The organism is Collinsella aerofaciens, from assembly GCF_009876115.1.
Lineage (GTDB): Bacteria > Actinomycetota > Coriobacteriia > Coriobacteriales > Coriobacteriaceae > Collinsella > Collinsella aerofaciens_N.
This window is the reverse complement of the sequence record NZ_WWSY01000002.1, coordinates 23,315-37,624: the sequence shown is the minus strand read 5'-3', so window position 1 is coordinate 37,624 and position 14,310 is coordinate 23,315. Positions and strand designations below refer to the sequence as shown.

The following is a 14,310-nucleotide window of genomic DNA, read 5'->3' as shown; positions in this document are numbered from 1 at the left end:
GATGAGTGATTTCCATATGGTGGTGTGCGTCAAGGCGGTGCCCGGAAGCACCGAGGTCAAGATGGACCCCAAGACCAATACTATCGTGCGTGATGGCAAGCAGGCGGTCATCAATCCCTTCGATGCAAGTGCCCTCGAATGTGCGCTAGCGCTGAAGGACGACTTTATCGGCTTTGGCATGGACGTGCGTGTGACGGTGGTGTCGATGGGCATCCCCGCGACCGAATCGCTGCTGCGCGACTGCATCGCCCGCGGTGCCGACGACGCGCTGCTGCTGACCGATCGCGCCTTTGCGGGCGCCGATACCCTAGCCACCACCTATGCCCTCAAATGCGGCATCGAGGCACTCGATGAGGACTTTGACCTGCTCATCTGCGGCAAGATGGCAGTGGACGGCGATACGGCCCAGATCGGCCCCGAGCTGGCCGGCGCCTTTGGGGTCCCCTGCGTGACCGACGTGAGCTGTGTGCAGAGCGCGGGATTTACGACGTGTGGCTCGCTGGCACTCGTCCACGGCTGCGATGCCGGCGAGGAGACGGTGTACCTGGAGATGCCGTGTGCGATGACGACCGCCAAGGAGATTGGCCAGCTGCGCATGCCGAGTATTGCCGGTATTCGCGCGGCCGAGGATGCAGACGTGCGCGTGGCCAGCGCTGCCGACGTAAACGCCGACCCCTCGCGTTGCGGCCTTGCCGGATCACCGACGCAGGTCGTGCGCTCGTTTGTGCCCGACCGTGACCAAACGTGCGAGGCCGTCGAGGGAACGGCGTCCGAGCAGGCGGTAAAACTTGCCAAGATTATTGAGGGGATGGCATAGATGAGCGGGCTGATTATCGATAGCGAAGCCTGTATCGGCTGCGGTCGCTGCGTTCGCGCCTGCGCCTCGGGCGGCATTGTGGTGGAGGGTGAGCGCCCCAATCGCTGTGCCCGCGTAACCGACGGCTGTATCCTGTGCGGTGGGTGCGTCGACGCCTGCCCCGTCAACGCCATCTCGATTGAGCGCGACGAGGCCGCCGGCGCGGCAGACCTTGACGCATATCGAGACATCTGGATCTTCGTGCAGACTGACGAGCACGATGCCGTTGCATCCGTGGCCTTCGAGCTCATGGGCAAGGGGCGCGAGCTTGCCGATGCCCGCGGCTGCCGTCTGGTGGCACTGGTCGGCATGAGCCCCGAGGGCTCACTCGGGGACCTGGAGCATCTGATTTGCGCCGGTGCGGACGAAGTTCTGGTCTGTCGTGACGAGCGCCTGCGTCAGAACGACGCGGAGGTCTACGCTCGCTTGATCTGCGATTTGGTAGCCGAGCGCAAGCCCGAGGCCATTCTGTACGGCGCGACCGCCTTTGGTCGCGAGCTGGCGCCCGGTGTGGCCGTGCGCTTGCAGACGGGTCTTACGGCCGATTGCACGGTGCTTTCTATGGATACGGAGACGGGTCTGCTGCAGCAGACGCGCCCGGCGTTTGGCGGCAACCTGATGGCCACCATTATCTGCCCCAACCACCGTCCTCAGATGGCAACGGTGCGCCCCGGCATCTTTAAGGCGCCCGAGTTTGACTATAGCCGCTCCGGCACGATTACCCAGGTAGTGCTTGCGGATGACGTTAAGGCCCGCGTCGAGATCTCGATTCCCGCCGAGGAGTGGGGACAGCAGGCCTCAATTGCCGATGCCGAGCGTCTGGTCGTGGTGGGCCGCGGCATCGGCTCCAAGAAGAATCTGCCCCTGATGCGAAAGCTCGCCGGTGCCCTGGGTGCCGAGCTTGGTTGCACGCGTCCCATTGTGGAGGCAGGCTGGTTGGAGTATCGCCACCAAATTGGCCAGACGGGCGTATCGGTCTCGCCCAAGCTCCTCGTGAGCATCGGTGTCTCGGGCGCTATCCAGCATCTCGCCGGCATCGGTGGGGCGGAGTGCATTGTCGCCATCAATGAGGACCCGGATGCCCCCATCTTTGGTGCCGCCCAGTACAAGGTCGTCGGCGATGCCGTTGAGATCGTTGAGGAGCTGCTGGCTCAGCTTGAGCGCTAAGCGCGCGTCAGCCAGTCGCGCATCTCGTCCTTTAGGCGGCTCCAGGTTGCCTGCGTGGCGGGGTCGGTAAAGGGCCGCGTAATGCCAAAGGGCGCGTCGAGCAGGCGGTGGATATCGCCCTGTTCGCGCGCCAGCGCGCGGCTCGCTGGATAGACGAGCTCAAACATAAAGCAGATGAGTCCCACCAGGTAGTCTGCGGGCTCATCGCGCTCATCGCGTGCGACGCAGCGGTGCTCGTCAAAGGCGGTAAGCGCCGGTGCCGAGAAGTGGCTGGCGAGAAATGCGTCCTCATCCACCTTAAGGATGGTCTCGACGGTGCTGTCGGCGATGGTGCGCATAATGTCGATCTTGTCACCATCGCGCACGATATCGCAGAAGCGCCGCGTACGCTCGTCGAGCTGCGCGGGTAGACGAAAATCGCTGTGATAGGCAATGCTCGCTCGGATGAGCTCATCTTCTGCCGGGTCATCGATAAAGTCGCGGATGCTCGTTACGGCGGGTGCATCGGCGGGATTCTCGCCAAAGAGGACCTCGATGCCCAGCGCTGCATGGCCCATGCTCTCGGCGTCCTTAAAGGTGTCCCAGCGCCGCAACTGCTCAAAGCGGCCCATATCGTGTAGCAGGCCGCAAAGCCATGCCAGGTCAATATCTTCTGACGACCAGCCCCGCTCGCGTGCTACGGCATCGCATGCCTCGGCCACGTGGTACGTATGCTCGATTTTGAGCGCGATGCGTGGGTTAGTGGCGTCGTAGGCATCGGTGTAGCTTTTGAAGGCCGCGCGCGCCCGGTCTCGATCGATAGCTGTCATAATGACTTCCTAAAAAGTTGTGTCTTTCGATCCGGTGGCAATTGTAGGTGAACTCGGTTGCTGTCGGATGATGATTCTGCCGTGTCGCTACATGCGGCTCGGAGACCTTGTCAGGATGAGAAGCGTATGGTGCTCAAAATCGTTAGAACCGTCTGGCCAGTGATGCTTACCTATGTTGCAATAGGCGCGCCGTGCGGAATGATCATGGGGCAGACGGGAATGGAACCCTGGATGGTCTTTGCTCTGAGCAGCACGTTCGTGACGGGCAGCGGGCAGTTTATGATCTGCAATCTGTGGCTGGCAGGTGTGCCTGCGGCGTCGATCGTCGCGAGCGTCGCCGCAATCTCCTCGCGCTTTGCGCTTTACTCGGCATCGATCGCTCCGCATCTGACGGGTGCCTCGAAGCGTCAGGCGCTGGCTGTTGCCGCGACGCTTACCGAGGAGGCATACGGCATCTCGCTTGCCAAGCTGGTTGAGGGGGAGGATTGGGGCCCGCGCGAATCCTTCGTGCTCAACGTGATCCTCATCGCGACATGGGGCGCTTCGTGCACGATGGGTGCCATCGTCGGTGCCGTTGTCGATGTTCCCACCGCTATTGCGAGTTTTGTCTGCACGTCGCTCTTTATCTGTCTACTCTTTTCGCAGCGGCTGTCGCGCGGCAACGTTGTCGCGGCGGTTTCGGGCGCGGTGTCCGTCGCCGTATGCAAGTTCTTGGGCCTCGTGAATATTGCCGTGCCGGCAAGCGTCGTGGTCGGCATTGCCATTGCGCTGGCGTGCGATGCTGTATTAGACGGAAGAGGTGCCCGCGATGCCCGTTAACGAGTTCTTGGTTCTGTGGCTGTCGTCGTGGGCTGCTATCGCGTTCTTTCGCGTCGCGCCGGCGTTTGCCTTGCGCGGGAGAACGCTGTCGCCCCGCATTACCGAGGCCCTGGGTTATATCCCGCCCGCTGCCTTTGCCGCGCTGGTCGCCAACGACTTGGTGAGCCCCGGCGCGTTCGACGCGGGACCCTGGCCTGCCTTGGTTCCCTGGACTGCGGCTGCCGGCGTCGTGGCCGTGGCGGTCAAGACAAAATCGATGCTGTGGTGCTGTGTTTCGGGCATCGTGTTCTATATCGTTTTGAGCCTCATATAAGAGCAGGGCACGTTTAGCGCCCCTGTCCAACGAATCGAATTTCTCACCGAGCTGGTCTATTTCTTTTGGTACCATGGTCAAACTTTACTGTAGCAAAGCGTGACGTGGGCTTTTGTACCCCGTCAGCGGAAATGGGGGTTTCATGGCACAGGAAGCAACCGCCAACGAGCAAAAGAAATTCAAGGTCCCGCGCATCCCGGGCGACATCATGATCTATCCGATGATCGTCGGTCTTTTGCTCAACACCTTCTGCCCGCAGGTTTTTGAGATCGGCGGATTCTTTACGGCTGCCTGCCGCGGTGGCTCAAATACCATCGTCGCCGCGATCCTGCTGTTTGTGGGCGCCGGCATCAGCTTTAAGTCCACGCCGGGTGCCATCAAGACCGGTATCGTCGTGCTGATCCCCAAGCTGGTCGTCGCAGCGGCTCTCGGCCTGGGCGTGGCATATTGCTTTAACGACAACTTCCTGGGTCTGAGCTCCGTGTCTATCATCGGCGGCATCACGTTTTGCAACATGGCGCTCTATACGGGCATCATGGGCGAGTTCGGCGATGAGTCCGAGCGGGGCGCCGTCGGTATCCTGTTCTTTACGGCTGGCCCCGCCGTCACGATGACCATCCTCGGTGTTTCCGGCCTCGCCAACATTCCCATTGGCACCATTATCGGCTCCATCTTGCCACTCGTTATTGGCATGGTTCTGGGCAACCTGTTCCCGTTTATCAAGAACCTGCTGGTTCCCGGTGCCAATCCCGCGATTGCCGTCATCGGATTTCAGCTCGGTGCGTCCATGAGCCTGTCGAGCTTTATCACCGGCGGTATTTCCGGCATCTTGCTGGGCCTTGTCACGCTGTTTGTCGTCGGTCCCATCACCTTTGCGTTCGAGCGTCTGTGCGGCGGCAATGGCAAGGCCGCTGTGGCTTGCTCCACCATTGCCGGCACGGCTATGACCACACCGGTTGCCCTCGCCGAGGTCGCACCGCGCTACGCCGAGCTTGCGCCCACCGCGTACGCTCAGATCGCCACCGCCGTTATCATCACGGCGATCATGGCTCCGATTCTGACTGGCTGGGTCGACAAGAAGTTCTGCCAAGGCAAGGAGGATCTGTCGCCTGTCGGTGTCGAGGCCATCGAGGAGGCCGTCGTGACTGACATCGATGGCGAGTAGCAATCGATACCCATCAATGATGCCGGCGTGTGCAATTCGCGCCGTATGGGCGCCCGAACAGAAACTGTTTTGCAGTGATGTTCGGGCGCTCTGCTATTATCCCCTTTACCCCTGCGGAGTAAAGGGGTGTTTATTGCCCTGATTCGAATTGGGCGATTCTGACCACTTGGGTATTGAAGGGATGGCGCTAGTGGTTAAGGCACTCAAGATTGAGATATTCGTGCTATGCATGATTGTTCTTATCGGGCTTGCCGTGCGAAGTCGTCGCTCCTTGTTCTCGAGCACCCAGCAGCTATTGTTTAGCATGCTTGGCTACACCTCTGCCGCGTACATATTATTCGATATGATCTGGACGCTTTCGGACGGTGTGGACGGCACGTTGGGCATTGCTGCCAACTGGATTTCCAACGCGGTTTCGTTTTCGCTCTTTGCTATCGCGTGTCTCATTTGGTTTATCTATTCCGAGACGGTGCAGGGTTCTCGCCTTTTGACCTCGCGCTATAGGGTGGTGCTTGTAGCGTTGCCTACGGCTCTGGTGGTCGTGCTGGCGTTTACCAGTTACTGGACGCACGCCCTGTTCTATATCGATTCGCAGGGCGTGTATCGTCGCGGCTTTGCCTATATGATCCAGCCCATCGTCAGCTACTGTTACGTTATACATACGTCCCTGCATGCATTTGTGCAATCTCGCAGGGTCGAGAGCCTGCAGACGAAGGCCATCTATCGAACCTTGGCATTTTTCGCCATTCCGGCCCTGGTGGGCGGTACCTTTCAGGTCGTATACTCGCTGCCCGGCCTTTGTGTCGGCATAATGATTAGCATGTTGCTGCTCTACATCATCTACCAGGAGCAGCTCATCTCGACCGACCCGTTGACTGGACTTAACAATCGCAACCGTTTTGAGACCTATATGCTGTCGCTCTTCTCAAATGTGGATCAGGCTGAAGATGTATATCTGCTTATGATGGACGCCGACGGCTTTAAGCAGATTAACGATCGCTATGGGCATGTGGAGGGCGACCACGCTCTTCAGGTCATATCCGCTGCGCTCAAAGAAGTCTGCTCGGCGTCTGGCGGCTTTATCGCACGTTATGGTGGCGATGAGTTCGTGGTGCTCCAAAAGGCGGTAGCGGAACAGGATATCATGCATCTGTGCGCGACAATCAACGATGAGCTCGCGCGCGCCGAGGTTCCGTATCTGTTGCGGATGTCCATCGGCTACGCACGGGTTGGTGATGGCGTCGATACCTGGCAAGACTTGTTTCGTACTGCCGACGCGGAGCTCTACCGTGTCAAGGCCGAGAAAAAGAAAGCTGGCATCCAGATACGCTAGATAAAGGGGTGCAAGCTTGCGTGCATGGCGGCCCTCGGCTCTCCGATGTACTCCATTAAGCTAAAGTGTGCGAACATCCTCCCTAAAAAGGTGAGCTCGCTAGGCCTTTTTGGGCCTGTTGACGATGATGATGCCGCCGCAGACCAACAGCAGGGCAACAAGTACGGTAACAGGGCTCGTGCCAGCACCCTCGCCGAGCAGCAGCGCGCTCAGCAGCACGCCAAAGACGGGGTTCATAAACCCAAAGACCGAGACGCGGCTGACGGGGTTGACGGCAAGCAGGCGCGACCACAGCGAGTAGGCGACCGCGGAGATAAGCGCCATGTAGATGATGAGCGCGATGGCAGGGGCAATCGCCGTGGGGGAGAGCGCGCCACCCATCAAAAAGCCGATGGCGGTGAGGACCAGGCCGCCGACCAAGAACTGCCACCCGGCAAGCAAGACGCCGTCGTGTTTGCGCGAGAAGATGCCGATCAGGCAGGTCGAAAGAGCACCCGCGACAGTGGAGGCTAGGATAAAGCCCTCGCCATCGAGCCTGAAGCCAAAGGTGCCATCTGCGCCCGAGAGGTTGACGAGCGCGACGCCGGCAAAGCCCAGCGCACAGCCAAGCGCCTTGGCCGTATTGAGCTTCTCGGTGTGAAATGCCAGGGCGGCAAAGAGGATTGCGAGGAAGTTGGCGCTGGCCTCGATGATGGAGCTCGACATGGCGCTGGCGCGCGAGAGGCCCAGATAGAAAAAGAAGTACTGCCCGATAGTCTGGAAGAGCGACAAGACAAAGATGGGCTTGATGTCGCGAGCCTGCGGAATGAGGGGGCGGCGTTGGGCCGCACTCATCCCAACGATAACCAGGGCGCCGGCAAGCGTGAAGCGCAAGCCCGCAAAGAGCAGCTGCGAGGCGCTATCGTGCGCCGGGATACCAAAGAGTGCGTAGCCGATCTTGATGCAGGGAAAGGCCGATCCCCAGAGTGCACAGCAAACAAGACAGCCCAGGATGAGTCCGGGCAGGGTGGCGAGATACGGCTTGCGGCTTTCCATGATGTCCTTCCTGCATGCGCGAAGCAAAAAAAGAACCCGCCACCGGATGTGTCGGTGGCGGGTGTTGTTACCCGAGGGGGATTGTACCCGATGGGAAAGGTTTAAGCGAAGTAGGCCACGCCGCTCTCAAAGATCGGCATGAACTTATCGCCGGGGACATGCTCGGGCACGTTGCGGTACAGGTTGTCGCCGCGACGCTCGGCATGGCCCATCTTGCCCAGGACGCGGCCGTCGGGGCTCGTGATGCCCTCGATGGCGAGTGCGGAGCCGTTGGGGTTGACGGAGAGATCCATGCTGGGCTTGCCGTTCTCGCCCACGTACTGCGTGGCGACCTGGCCGTTGGCGATCAGCTGGGCGAGCACTTCGTCATTGGCGACAAAGCGGCCCTCGCCGTGGCTGATGGCGACGGTGTAGGGGTCGTCCAGGCTGCACTGCGACAGCCACGGGGACAAGTTGGACGAGATGCGGGTGCGCACCAGACGGCTCTGGTGGCGACCGATGGTGTTGAACGTCAACGTGGGCGCATCGGGCGTGGCGTCGACGATGTCGCCGTAGGGCACCAGGCCGAGCTTGATCAGGGCCTGGAAGCCGTTGCAGATGCCCAGCATCAGGCCATCGCGGGCCTTGAGCAGGTCGCGGACTGCCTCGGTGACCTCGGGAGCGCGGAAGAACGCCGTGATGAACTTGGCGGAGCCGTCGGGCTCGTCGCCGCCCGAGAAGCCGCCGGGGATCATAACGATTTGGCTTGCACGGATGCGGCGGGCAAGCTCGTGGGTGCTCTCGGCGACGGCCTCGGGCGTGAGGTTGTTGATCACGAAGGTGTCGGCCTCGGCACCGGCGGCACGGAAGGCGCGGGCGCTGTCGTACTCGCAGTTGTTGCCGGGGAACACGGGGATGATCACGCGCGGGCGGGCGATCTTGGCGCCGCCGTACACGTGGATATCCTTGGCGCGGAAGTCGATGGTCTCGACCTCGGGGGTCTCGCCGGCGCTGCGGTAGGCGAAGACGCCCTCGATGCCGCTCTCCCAGGCCTCCTGGAGCTCGGCGAGCTCGATGACCTCGGAGCCGGTGTCGATGACATAGCCCTCGACGGTGGTGCCCAGGGGCTCGACGACAACGCCGTCGGCGACCTCGGGCAGCTCGGCATCCTCGGCGAGCTCGACGATAAAGCTACCGTAGAGCGGGGTGAAGAGGCTCTCCACGTCCACATCCTCGGCAAGCTCGATACCGATCTGGTTGCCGACGCACATTTTAAAGAGGCTCTCGGCGCCGCAGCCGTAGCCGGGCGTGGAGATGGCCAGGGCGTTGCCGTTGGCGGTGAGCGCCTCGACGGCGTCAAACGCGGCGAGCAGCTGCTGGGCGTCGGGGCGGTAATCCTCGCCGTAGGTGGCGGGGGCGATGCGGACGACGCGGTGCGTGAGGCCCTTGAACTCGGGCGAGACGGCGCGGGCGGCCTTGCCCACGGCGACGGCGAAGCTGATCAGGGTCGGCGGAACGTTGAGCTCGCCGGTCTCGTCCTCAAACGAACCGCTCATGGAGTCCTTGCCGCCGATGGCACCGGCACCCAGGTCGACCTGGGCCATAAGGGCACCCAGGACGGCAGCCATGGGCTTGCCCCAGCGCTCTGCTTCGGTGCGCAGGCGCTCGAAGTACTCCTGGAAGGAGAGGTAGGCGCGCTTGTGCTCAAAGCCGGCGGCAACGAGCTTGGCGATGGACTCGACCACGGACAGGTAGGCGCCCGCAAACTGGTCGGCCTCCATCAAATAGGGGTTGAAGCCCCATGCCATGGCACTCGCTGTGGTGGTCTCGCCGTCCACGGGGAACTTGGCGACCATGGCCGAGCTCGGGGTGAGCTGCGTCTTGCCGCCAAAAGGCATAAGCACGGTCGCGGCGCCGATGGTGGAGTCGAAGCGCTCGGAAAGGCCCTTGTTGGAAGCGACGTTGAGGTCGGTGACGAGCGAGGTCATGCGCTCGGCGAGCGTGGTACCGGCCCAGCTGGGCTGCCACACACTGCGGGCGCAGACGTGGGCGACCTGGTGCTTGGGCGCACCGTTGGAGTTGAGGAACTCGCGGGACAGATCGACGATGGCGACGCCGTTCCAGGCCATGCGCATGCGCGGCTCGGCGGTAACCTCGGCGATAACGGTCGCCTCCAGGTTCTCCTCGGCGGCGTAGCCCATGAACTCCTCGACGTCACCGTCGGCGACGGCGCAGGCCATGCGCTCCTGGGATTCAGAGATGGCGAGCTCGGTGCCGTCAAGACCGTCGTACTTCTTGGTCACGGTATCAAGGTCGACATACAGGCCGTCGGCAAGCTCGCCTACAGCGACCGAGACACCGCCGGCGCCAAAGTCGTTGCAGCGCTTGATCAGACGGCAGGCATCGCCGCGGCGGAACAGGCGCTGCAGCTTGCGCTCGACCGGGGCGTTGCCCTTCTGGACCTCGGCGCCCGATGTCTCGATGGACTCGGTGTTCTGGGTCTTGGAGGAGCCGGTGGCACCGCCGATGCCGTCACGGCCGGTGCGGCCGCCCAACAGGATGATCTTGTCGGTGGGGGCGGGGCACTCGCGACGCACGTGGTTTGCCGGGGTAGCGCCCACGACGGCGCCGACCTCCATGCGCTTGGCGACGTAGCCGGGGTGATAGAGTTCGTTGACCTGACCGGTGGCAAGGCCGATCTGGTTGCCGTAGCTGGAGTAGCCGGCGGCAGCAGTGGTCACGAGCTTACGCTGCGGCAGCTTGCCCTCGAGCGTCTCGGACACGGGGACGGTGGGGTCGCCGGCGCCGGTGACACGCATGGCCTGGTACACGTAGCTGCGGCCCGACAGCGGGTCGCGGATGGCACCGCCCACGCAGGTGGCGGCACCGCCGAAGGGCTCGATCTCGGTCGGGTGGTTGTGGGTCTCGTTCTTAAAGAGGAACAGCCAGTCCTGGTCCTTGCCGTCGACATCGACCTTCACCTTGACGGTGCAGGCGTTGATCTCCTCGGACTCGTCGACATCGGTCATGACGCCGGTCTTCTTGAGGTACTTGGCGCCGATGGTGCCCATGTCCATGAGGCAGACGGGCTTGGCGTCGCGACCGAGCTCGTGGCGCATTTCCATGTAGCGGTCGAAGGCCTGCTGCACCACGGCGTCGTCGATCGTCACGTCATCCAGGACGGTGCCGAAGGTGGTGTGGCGGCAGTGATCGGACCAGTAGGTGTCGATCACGCGGATCTCGGTGATGGTGGGGTCGCGATCCTCATCGCGGAAGTACTGCTGGCAGAAGGCGATGTCCGCCTCGTCCATGGCAAGACCGCGCTCGGAGATAAAGGCGGCAAGGCCGGCCTCGTCGAGCTCGCGGAAGCCGTCGAGCACCTCGACGGGCGCAGGCTCGGGGGTCTCCATGTACAGCGTCTTGGGCAGGTCGAGCGAGGCGATGCGCGCCTCGACGGGGTTCACCACGTAGTGCTTGATGGCCTCGACGGCGGCTTCGTCCAGAGCGCCCGAGATCATATAGACCTTGGCGGAGCGCACGGCGGGGCGCTCGCCCTGGCTGATGAGCTGCACGCACTCGCTGGCGGAGTCGGCGCGCTGGTCAAACTGGCCAGGCAGGAATTCGACGGCAAAGACGGCGCCATCGCTTGCGGGGAGCTCGTCGTAGGTCACATCGACCTGGGGCTCGCTAAAGACGGTCGGCACGCAGGACCGGAAAAGCTCCTTGTCGATGCCCTCGACGTCGTAGCGGTTGATAATCCTCAGGGCCTCGATGCCCTTGATGCCGAGAATTTCGGTCAGCTCGCCCTTGAGCTGCTGAGCCTCGACGTCGAACCCGGGTTTCTTCTCCACGTAGATACGAGAGACCATTGGTTCCTGCCTTCCTGATCGGTTGGGCGTACGGTACGGTATGCGGCAGCGGTCGGTTTGCGGGGTCTGCCCTGCGGTCGCCTTGAGCCACATGTTTGTAAACCTCACTATGATACGACAGCTCGCGGCGCGTTGAGGACGGCGAGGGTGCTACAGTGAAGCGCAAACAAGAGAAAGGCATCACATGGCATTCGTTTCGCTCGCCATCATCGCACTCGTGGCCTTTGCGAGTCCTTTTATCGCCTCGGCGATTCCCGGAAAACCCGTTCCCGAGACGGTCTTTTTGCTCGTGCTCGGCGCGGTACTGGGACCCCATATGCTCGGCGTCATCCATGTAGATGCTGAGGTCTCGCTTGTGTCCGAGCTGGGCCTGGCCTTTTTGTTCCTGCTTGCCGGCTTTGAGATCGACCCCAAGAGCATCACGGGCGTCGAGGGGCGCTACGGCTTGGCGACGTGGGTCGTCACGTTTGGTATCGCCTGGCTTGCCGTGCGCTTTACCCCGTGGTTCTCAGTCAGTCATTTCGACGGTATCGCCGTGACGCTTGCCCTCACTTCGACGGCGCTCGGTACGCTTGTGCCCATCATGCGTGAGCGCTCGCTCACCGGCACGCGCGTGGGCGACTCGATTCTCGCGTATGGCACTTGGGGCGAGCTCGGTCCCGTGCTCGCCATGTCGGTGCTGTTGTCTGCCCGCACTGGCATCCAAACGCTCGTAATCCTTGGCTTGTTTGCGGTGGTTTGCGTGTTGCTGGCCGTGGTCCCAAGCCGCTCCAAGCGCGTCGGCAGCCGCTTCTTTGCGTTTGTCGAGGAACGCGCCGATACCACATCACAGACCTTCGTGCGCCTGACGGTGCTCATCCTGGTCACGCTCGTGGCATTCTCGGCTGTCTTTGATCTCGACATCGTGTTGGGTTCTTTTGCCGCCGGCTTTGTCCTGCGCTATATCATCCCCGAGGGCAACCATACGCTCGAGACCAAGCTCGACGGTCTGGCCTACGGTTTTTTGATTCCGGTGTTCTTTACCGTATCGGGCGCAAAGATCGATCTGACGGCCGTGGCGTCGCGCCCGGGTCTGCTCGTGGGCTTTATCGTGGCGTTGTTGATTATTCGTGCCGTGCCCATTCTTATTTCCATGAGCATTTGTCCTGCGACGCGCGATGTGTCGGCGTATGGTCGCATTACCGTGGCCCTGTACTGCACCACGGCGCTGCCGATCATCGTTGCCGTTACGAGCGTTGCCGTCAACGCGGGCGCGCTGTCGCAAGATATTGCGTCGGTCATGGTTGCCGCCGGTGCCATCACGGTGTTCTTGATGCCATTGCTCGCGCAGCTCTTCTACCGCGTGGTGGATGCCGCACCGGTCGCCGCCGTGGCAGAGGTTGCCGAGCATCCATCCGATGCGCTCGACATCTTGCGCGCCCACCACGACCTAGCGAGCTTGCTCGCGCGCGAGCACGAGCTGCTGACCTCGCATGGCCATGGTCGCGTATTCGAGGGCCTGCCTACGCTCGATACGATTGCCGAGCGTCTTTCCGCCGAGGCAGCGAGCGGCCACATCGATGCCCGCATCGTGGACGCGGCGCACCTGCTTGCCGATAAGACCTATGGAGACGAGGTCGACCCGTCCGAGCTGACTCCGCGTGAGCGCCGCCGCCTGGAGCGCGCCAAGCTCGCTGTGCGCGAATACCGCCGTCGCATGCTGGAGCTCTATGCGCGCGAAGAAGCCGAAGACGACGACGGTAAGTAGTCGATACTTTCTCGGGGAAGCCGCGTCCCGCTTTGAAGGCTCGGAACGGGATGTGGTTTCCGAAACGGGGGCCGTTGGGAAGCTGTGTCCCGGAATGGGCGCTCAGAGTGGGATGCAGTTTCCGCAAGGAGGTCCTGGGGGAAACCGTGCCCCGTTCTGATCCGAAATACTGGGACATAGTTTCCCTTTCATAACAGGAGAAGGCGCGCTGTCTGCAGTTGATTCAGACGGCGCGCCTTTTTGGTTGAGCTATGTTGAAGCTTGAAGCCAAAGCTTGTGGCTCCTTAGGAGCGGGCGGCTCCGTCGACGGGGAGCACGGCGCCCGTGACATAGGAGGACATGTCGCTCGCCAGGAAAACAAAGGCGTTGGCGACATCCTCGGGCTCGCCCATGCGACCCAGCGGAATGGTGGCGACGATGGGCTTAATAACCTCTTCAGGCAGGTTGGCGACCATGTCGGTTTTGGTTACACCGGGTGCTACGGCATTGACGCGAATGCCCATGGGGGCGAGCTCGCGCGAGAGCGACTGGACCATGCCGTTGACGGCAAACTTGGACGTTGGATAGCCGACGCCAGAGGGCTGGCCGTACTTGGCAACCATCGAGCTCGTGGTGGTGATGGTGCCGCCGTGGCCGGCCTCGGTCATGATCTTGGCGGCAGCTTGGTGGCCATTAAAGACGGCGACGACGTTAAGGTCCATGACCTTTGCGAACTCCTCGGCCGTGTAGTCCAAGAGGGGTGAACGCTGGGAGATACCGGCATTGTTGACGACCGTGTCCAAGCCGCCCATGTCGGCTGCAGCCTGGGTAAAGGCCTCGGTCACGGCTTCGAGTGAGGTGAGGTCGCAGGAGCGGCCCCAGACCTTGGCGTCGGGATAGGCGGCTGTCAGCTTCTCAACGGCCGCATCGGCGGTCTCCTGACGCGAGCCAAAGACGGTGACGGCGGCGCCTTCCTCGATAAAACGGCAGGCGATGGCATAGCCGATACCGCGCGTGCCTCCGGTGATGATTGCTTTCTTGCCCTCGAGCAACATGGTATTTCCTCTCATCGCGGGCGGACATTCGCAGCACAGCGTAGCCGTAACTGGAATCGGCCGTGTTTGCATATCGGTGAACGGTAGCCCGCGTTACCGATGAGCGGCTCGCGCAAATGTGCTCTGCCGTTGTGCTTAGGGCAGGAGACAAAAGGGCTCCCGTCCCGCATCGGACGGGAGCCCT

At 62.0% G+C, this 14,310-nt stretch carries 11 protein-coding genes; 7 read left to right on the top strand and 4 right to left on the bottom strand.

What is annotated here, in order from left to right; translation table 11 throughout:
- The first annotated feature begins 1 nt into the window (after position 1).
- Together GT571_RS02070 and GT571_RS02065 are read left to right on the top strand one after the other, a co-directional pair.
- Positions 2-817, top strand: a complete 816-nt coding sequence (locus GT571_RS02070; RefSeq protein WP_089573320.1) for an electron transfer flavoprotein subunit beta/FixA family protein — start codon at positions 2-4, stop codon at positions 815-817.
- Positions 818-2,023, top strand: coding sequence for an electron transfer flavoprotein subunit alpha (locus tag GT571_RS02065; protein ID WP_161155140.1), 1,206 nt, complete (start codon positions 818-820; stop codon positions 2,021-2,023).
- Here GT571_RS02065 and GT571_RS02060 read toward each other — a convergent pair.
- Entirely contained in the window at positions 2,020-2,832 is an 813-nt protein-coding gene (locus tag GT571_RS02060; RefSeq protein ID WP_161155138.1) for an HD domain-containing protein, read from the bottom strand. The two genes, GT571_RS02065 and GT571_RS02060, sit on opposite strands and share 4 nt — an antisense overlap.
- 126 nt (positions 2,833-2,958) lie before the next feature.
- Here GT571_RS02060 and GT571_RS02055 point away from each other — a divergent pair, with 126 nt between their 5' ends.
- The 4 genes from GT571_RS02055 to GT571_RS02040 all read left to right on the top strand — a co-directional run bounded on the left by GT571_RS02055 (position 2,959) and on the right by GT571_RS02040 (position 6,462).
- Positions 2,959-3,651 (top strand): AzlC family ABC transporter permease, encoded by a 693-nt coding sequence (locus GT571_RS02055; protein ID WP_161155136.1) that lies wholly within the window; start codon positions 2,959-2,961, stop codon positions 3,649-3,651.
- Positions 3,641-3,964, top strand: a complete 324-nt coding sequence (locus GT571_RS02050) for an AzlD domain-containing protein (RefSeq protein ID WP_161155134.1) — start codon at positions 3,641-3,643, stop codon at positions 3,962-3,964. The genes GT571_RS02055 and GT571_RS02050 overlap by 11 nt, the downstream gene beginning before the upstream one ends.
- 142 nt (positions 3,965-4,106) lie before the next feature.
- Positions 4,107-5,129, top strand: coding sequence for a 2-keto-3-deoxygluconate permease (locus GT571_RS02045; protein ID WP_161155132.1), 1,023 nt, complete (start codon positions 4,107-4,109; stop codon positions 5,127-5,129).
- Between the two features lie 190 nt (positions 5,130-5,319).
- Positions 5,320-6,462, top strand: a complete 1,143-nt coding sequence (locus GT571_RS02040; RefSeq protein WP_161155130.1) for a diguanylate cyclase domain-containing protein — start codon at positions 5,320-5,322, stop codon at positions 6,460-6,462.
- Between the two features lie 99 nt (positions 6,463-6,561).
- Here GT571_RS02040 and GT571_RS02035 read toward each other — a convergent pair whose 3' ends face one another.
- Together GT571_RS02035 and GT571_RS02030 are read right to left on the bottom strand one after the other, a co-directional pair.
- Positions 6,562-7,497, bottom strand: a complete 936-nt coding sequence (locus GT571_RS02035; RefSeq protein ID WP_161155128.1) for a DMT family transporter — start codon at positions 7,495-7,497, stop codon at positions 6,562-6,564.
- A gap of 101 nt (positions 7,498-7,598) precedes the next feature.
- On the bottom strand, positions 7,599-11,345 hold the full coding sequence (locus GT571_RS02030) for a phosphoribosylformylglycinamidine synthase (protein ID WP_161155126.1): 3,747 nt from the start codon (positions 11,343-11,345) through the stop codon (positions 7,599-7,601).
- 184 nt (positions 11,346-11,529) lie between these two features.
- Between GT571_RS02030 and GT571_RS02025 the strand changes: the two genes are divergently transcribed.
- On the top strand, positions 11,530-13,092 hold the full coding sequence (locus GT571_RS02025; RefSeq protein WP_006234446.1) for a cation:proton antiporter domain-containing protein: 1,563 nt from the start codon (positions 11,530-11,532) through the stop codon (positions 13,090-13,092).
- Positions 13,093-13,376: 284 nt separating this feature from the next.
- Here GT571_RS02025 and GT571_RS02020 read toward each other — a convergent pair whose 3' ends face one another.
- Positions 13,377-14,126, bottom strand: coding sequence for an SDR family NAD(P)-dependent oxidoreductase (locus GT571_RS02020; RefSeq protein ID WP_138340724.1), 750 nt, complete (start codon positions 14,124-14,126; stop codon positions 13,377-13,379).
- Positions 14,127-14,310: the final 184 nt, after the last annotated feature.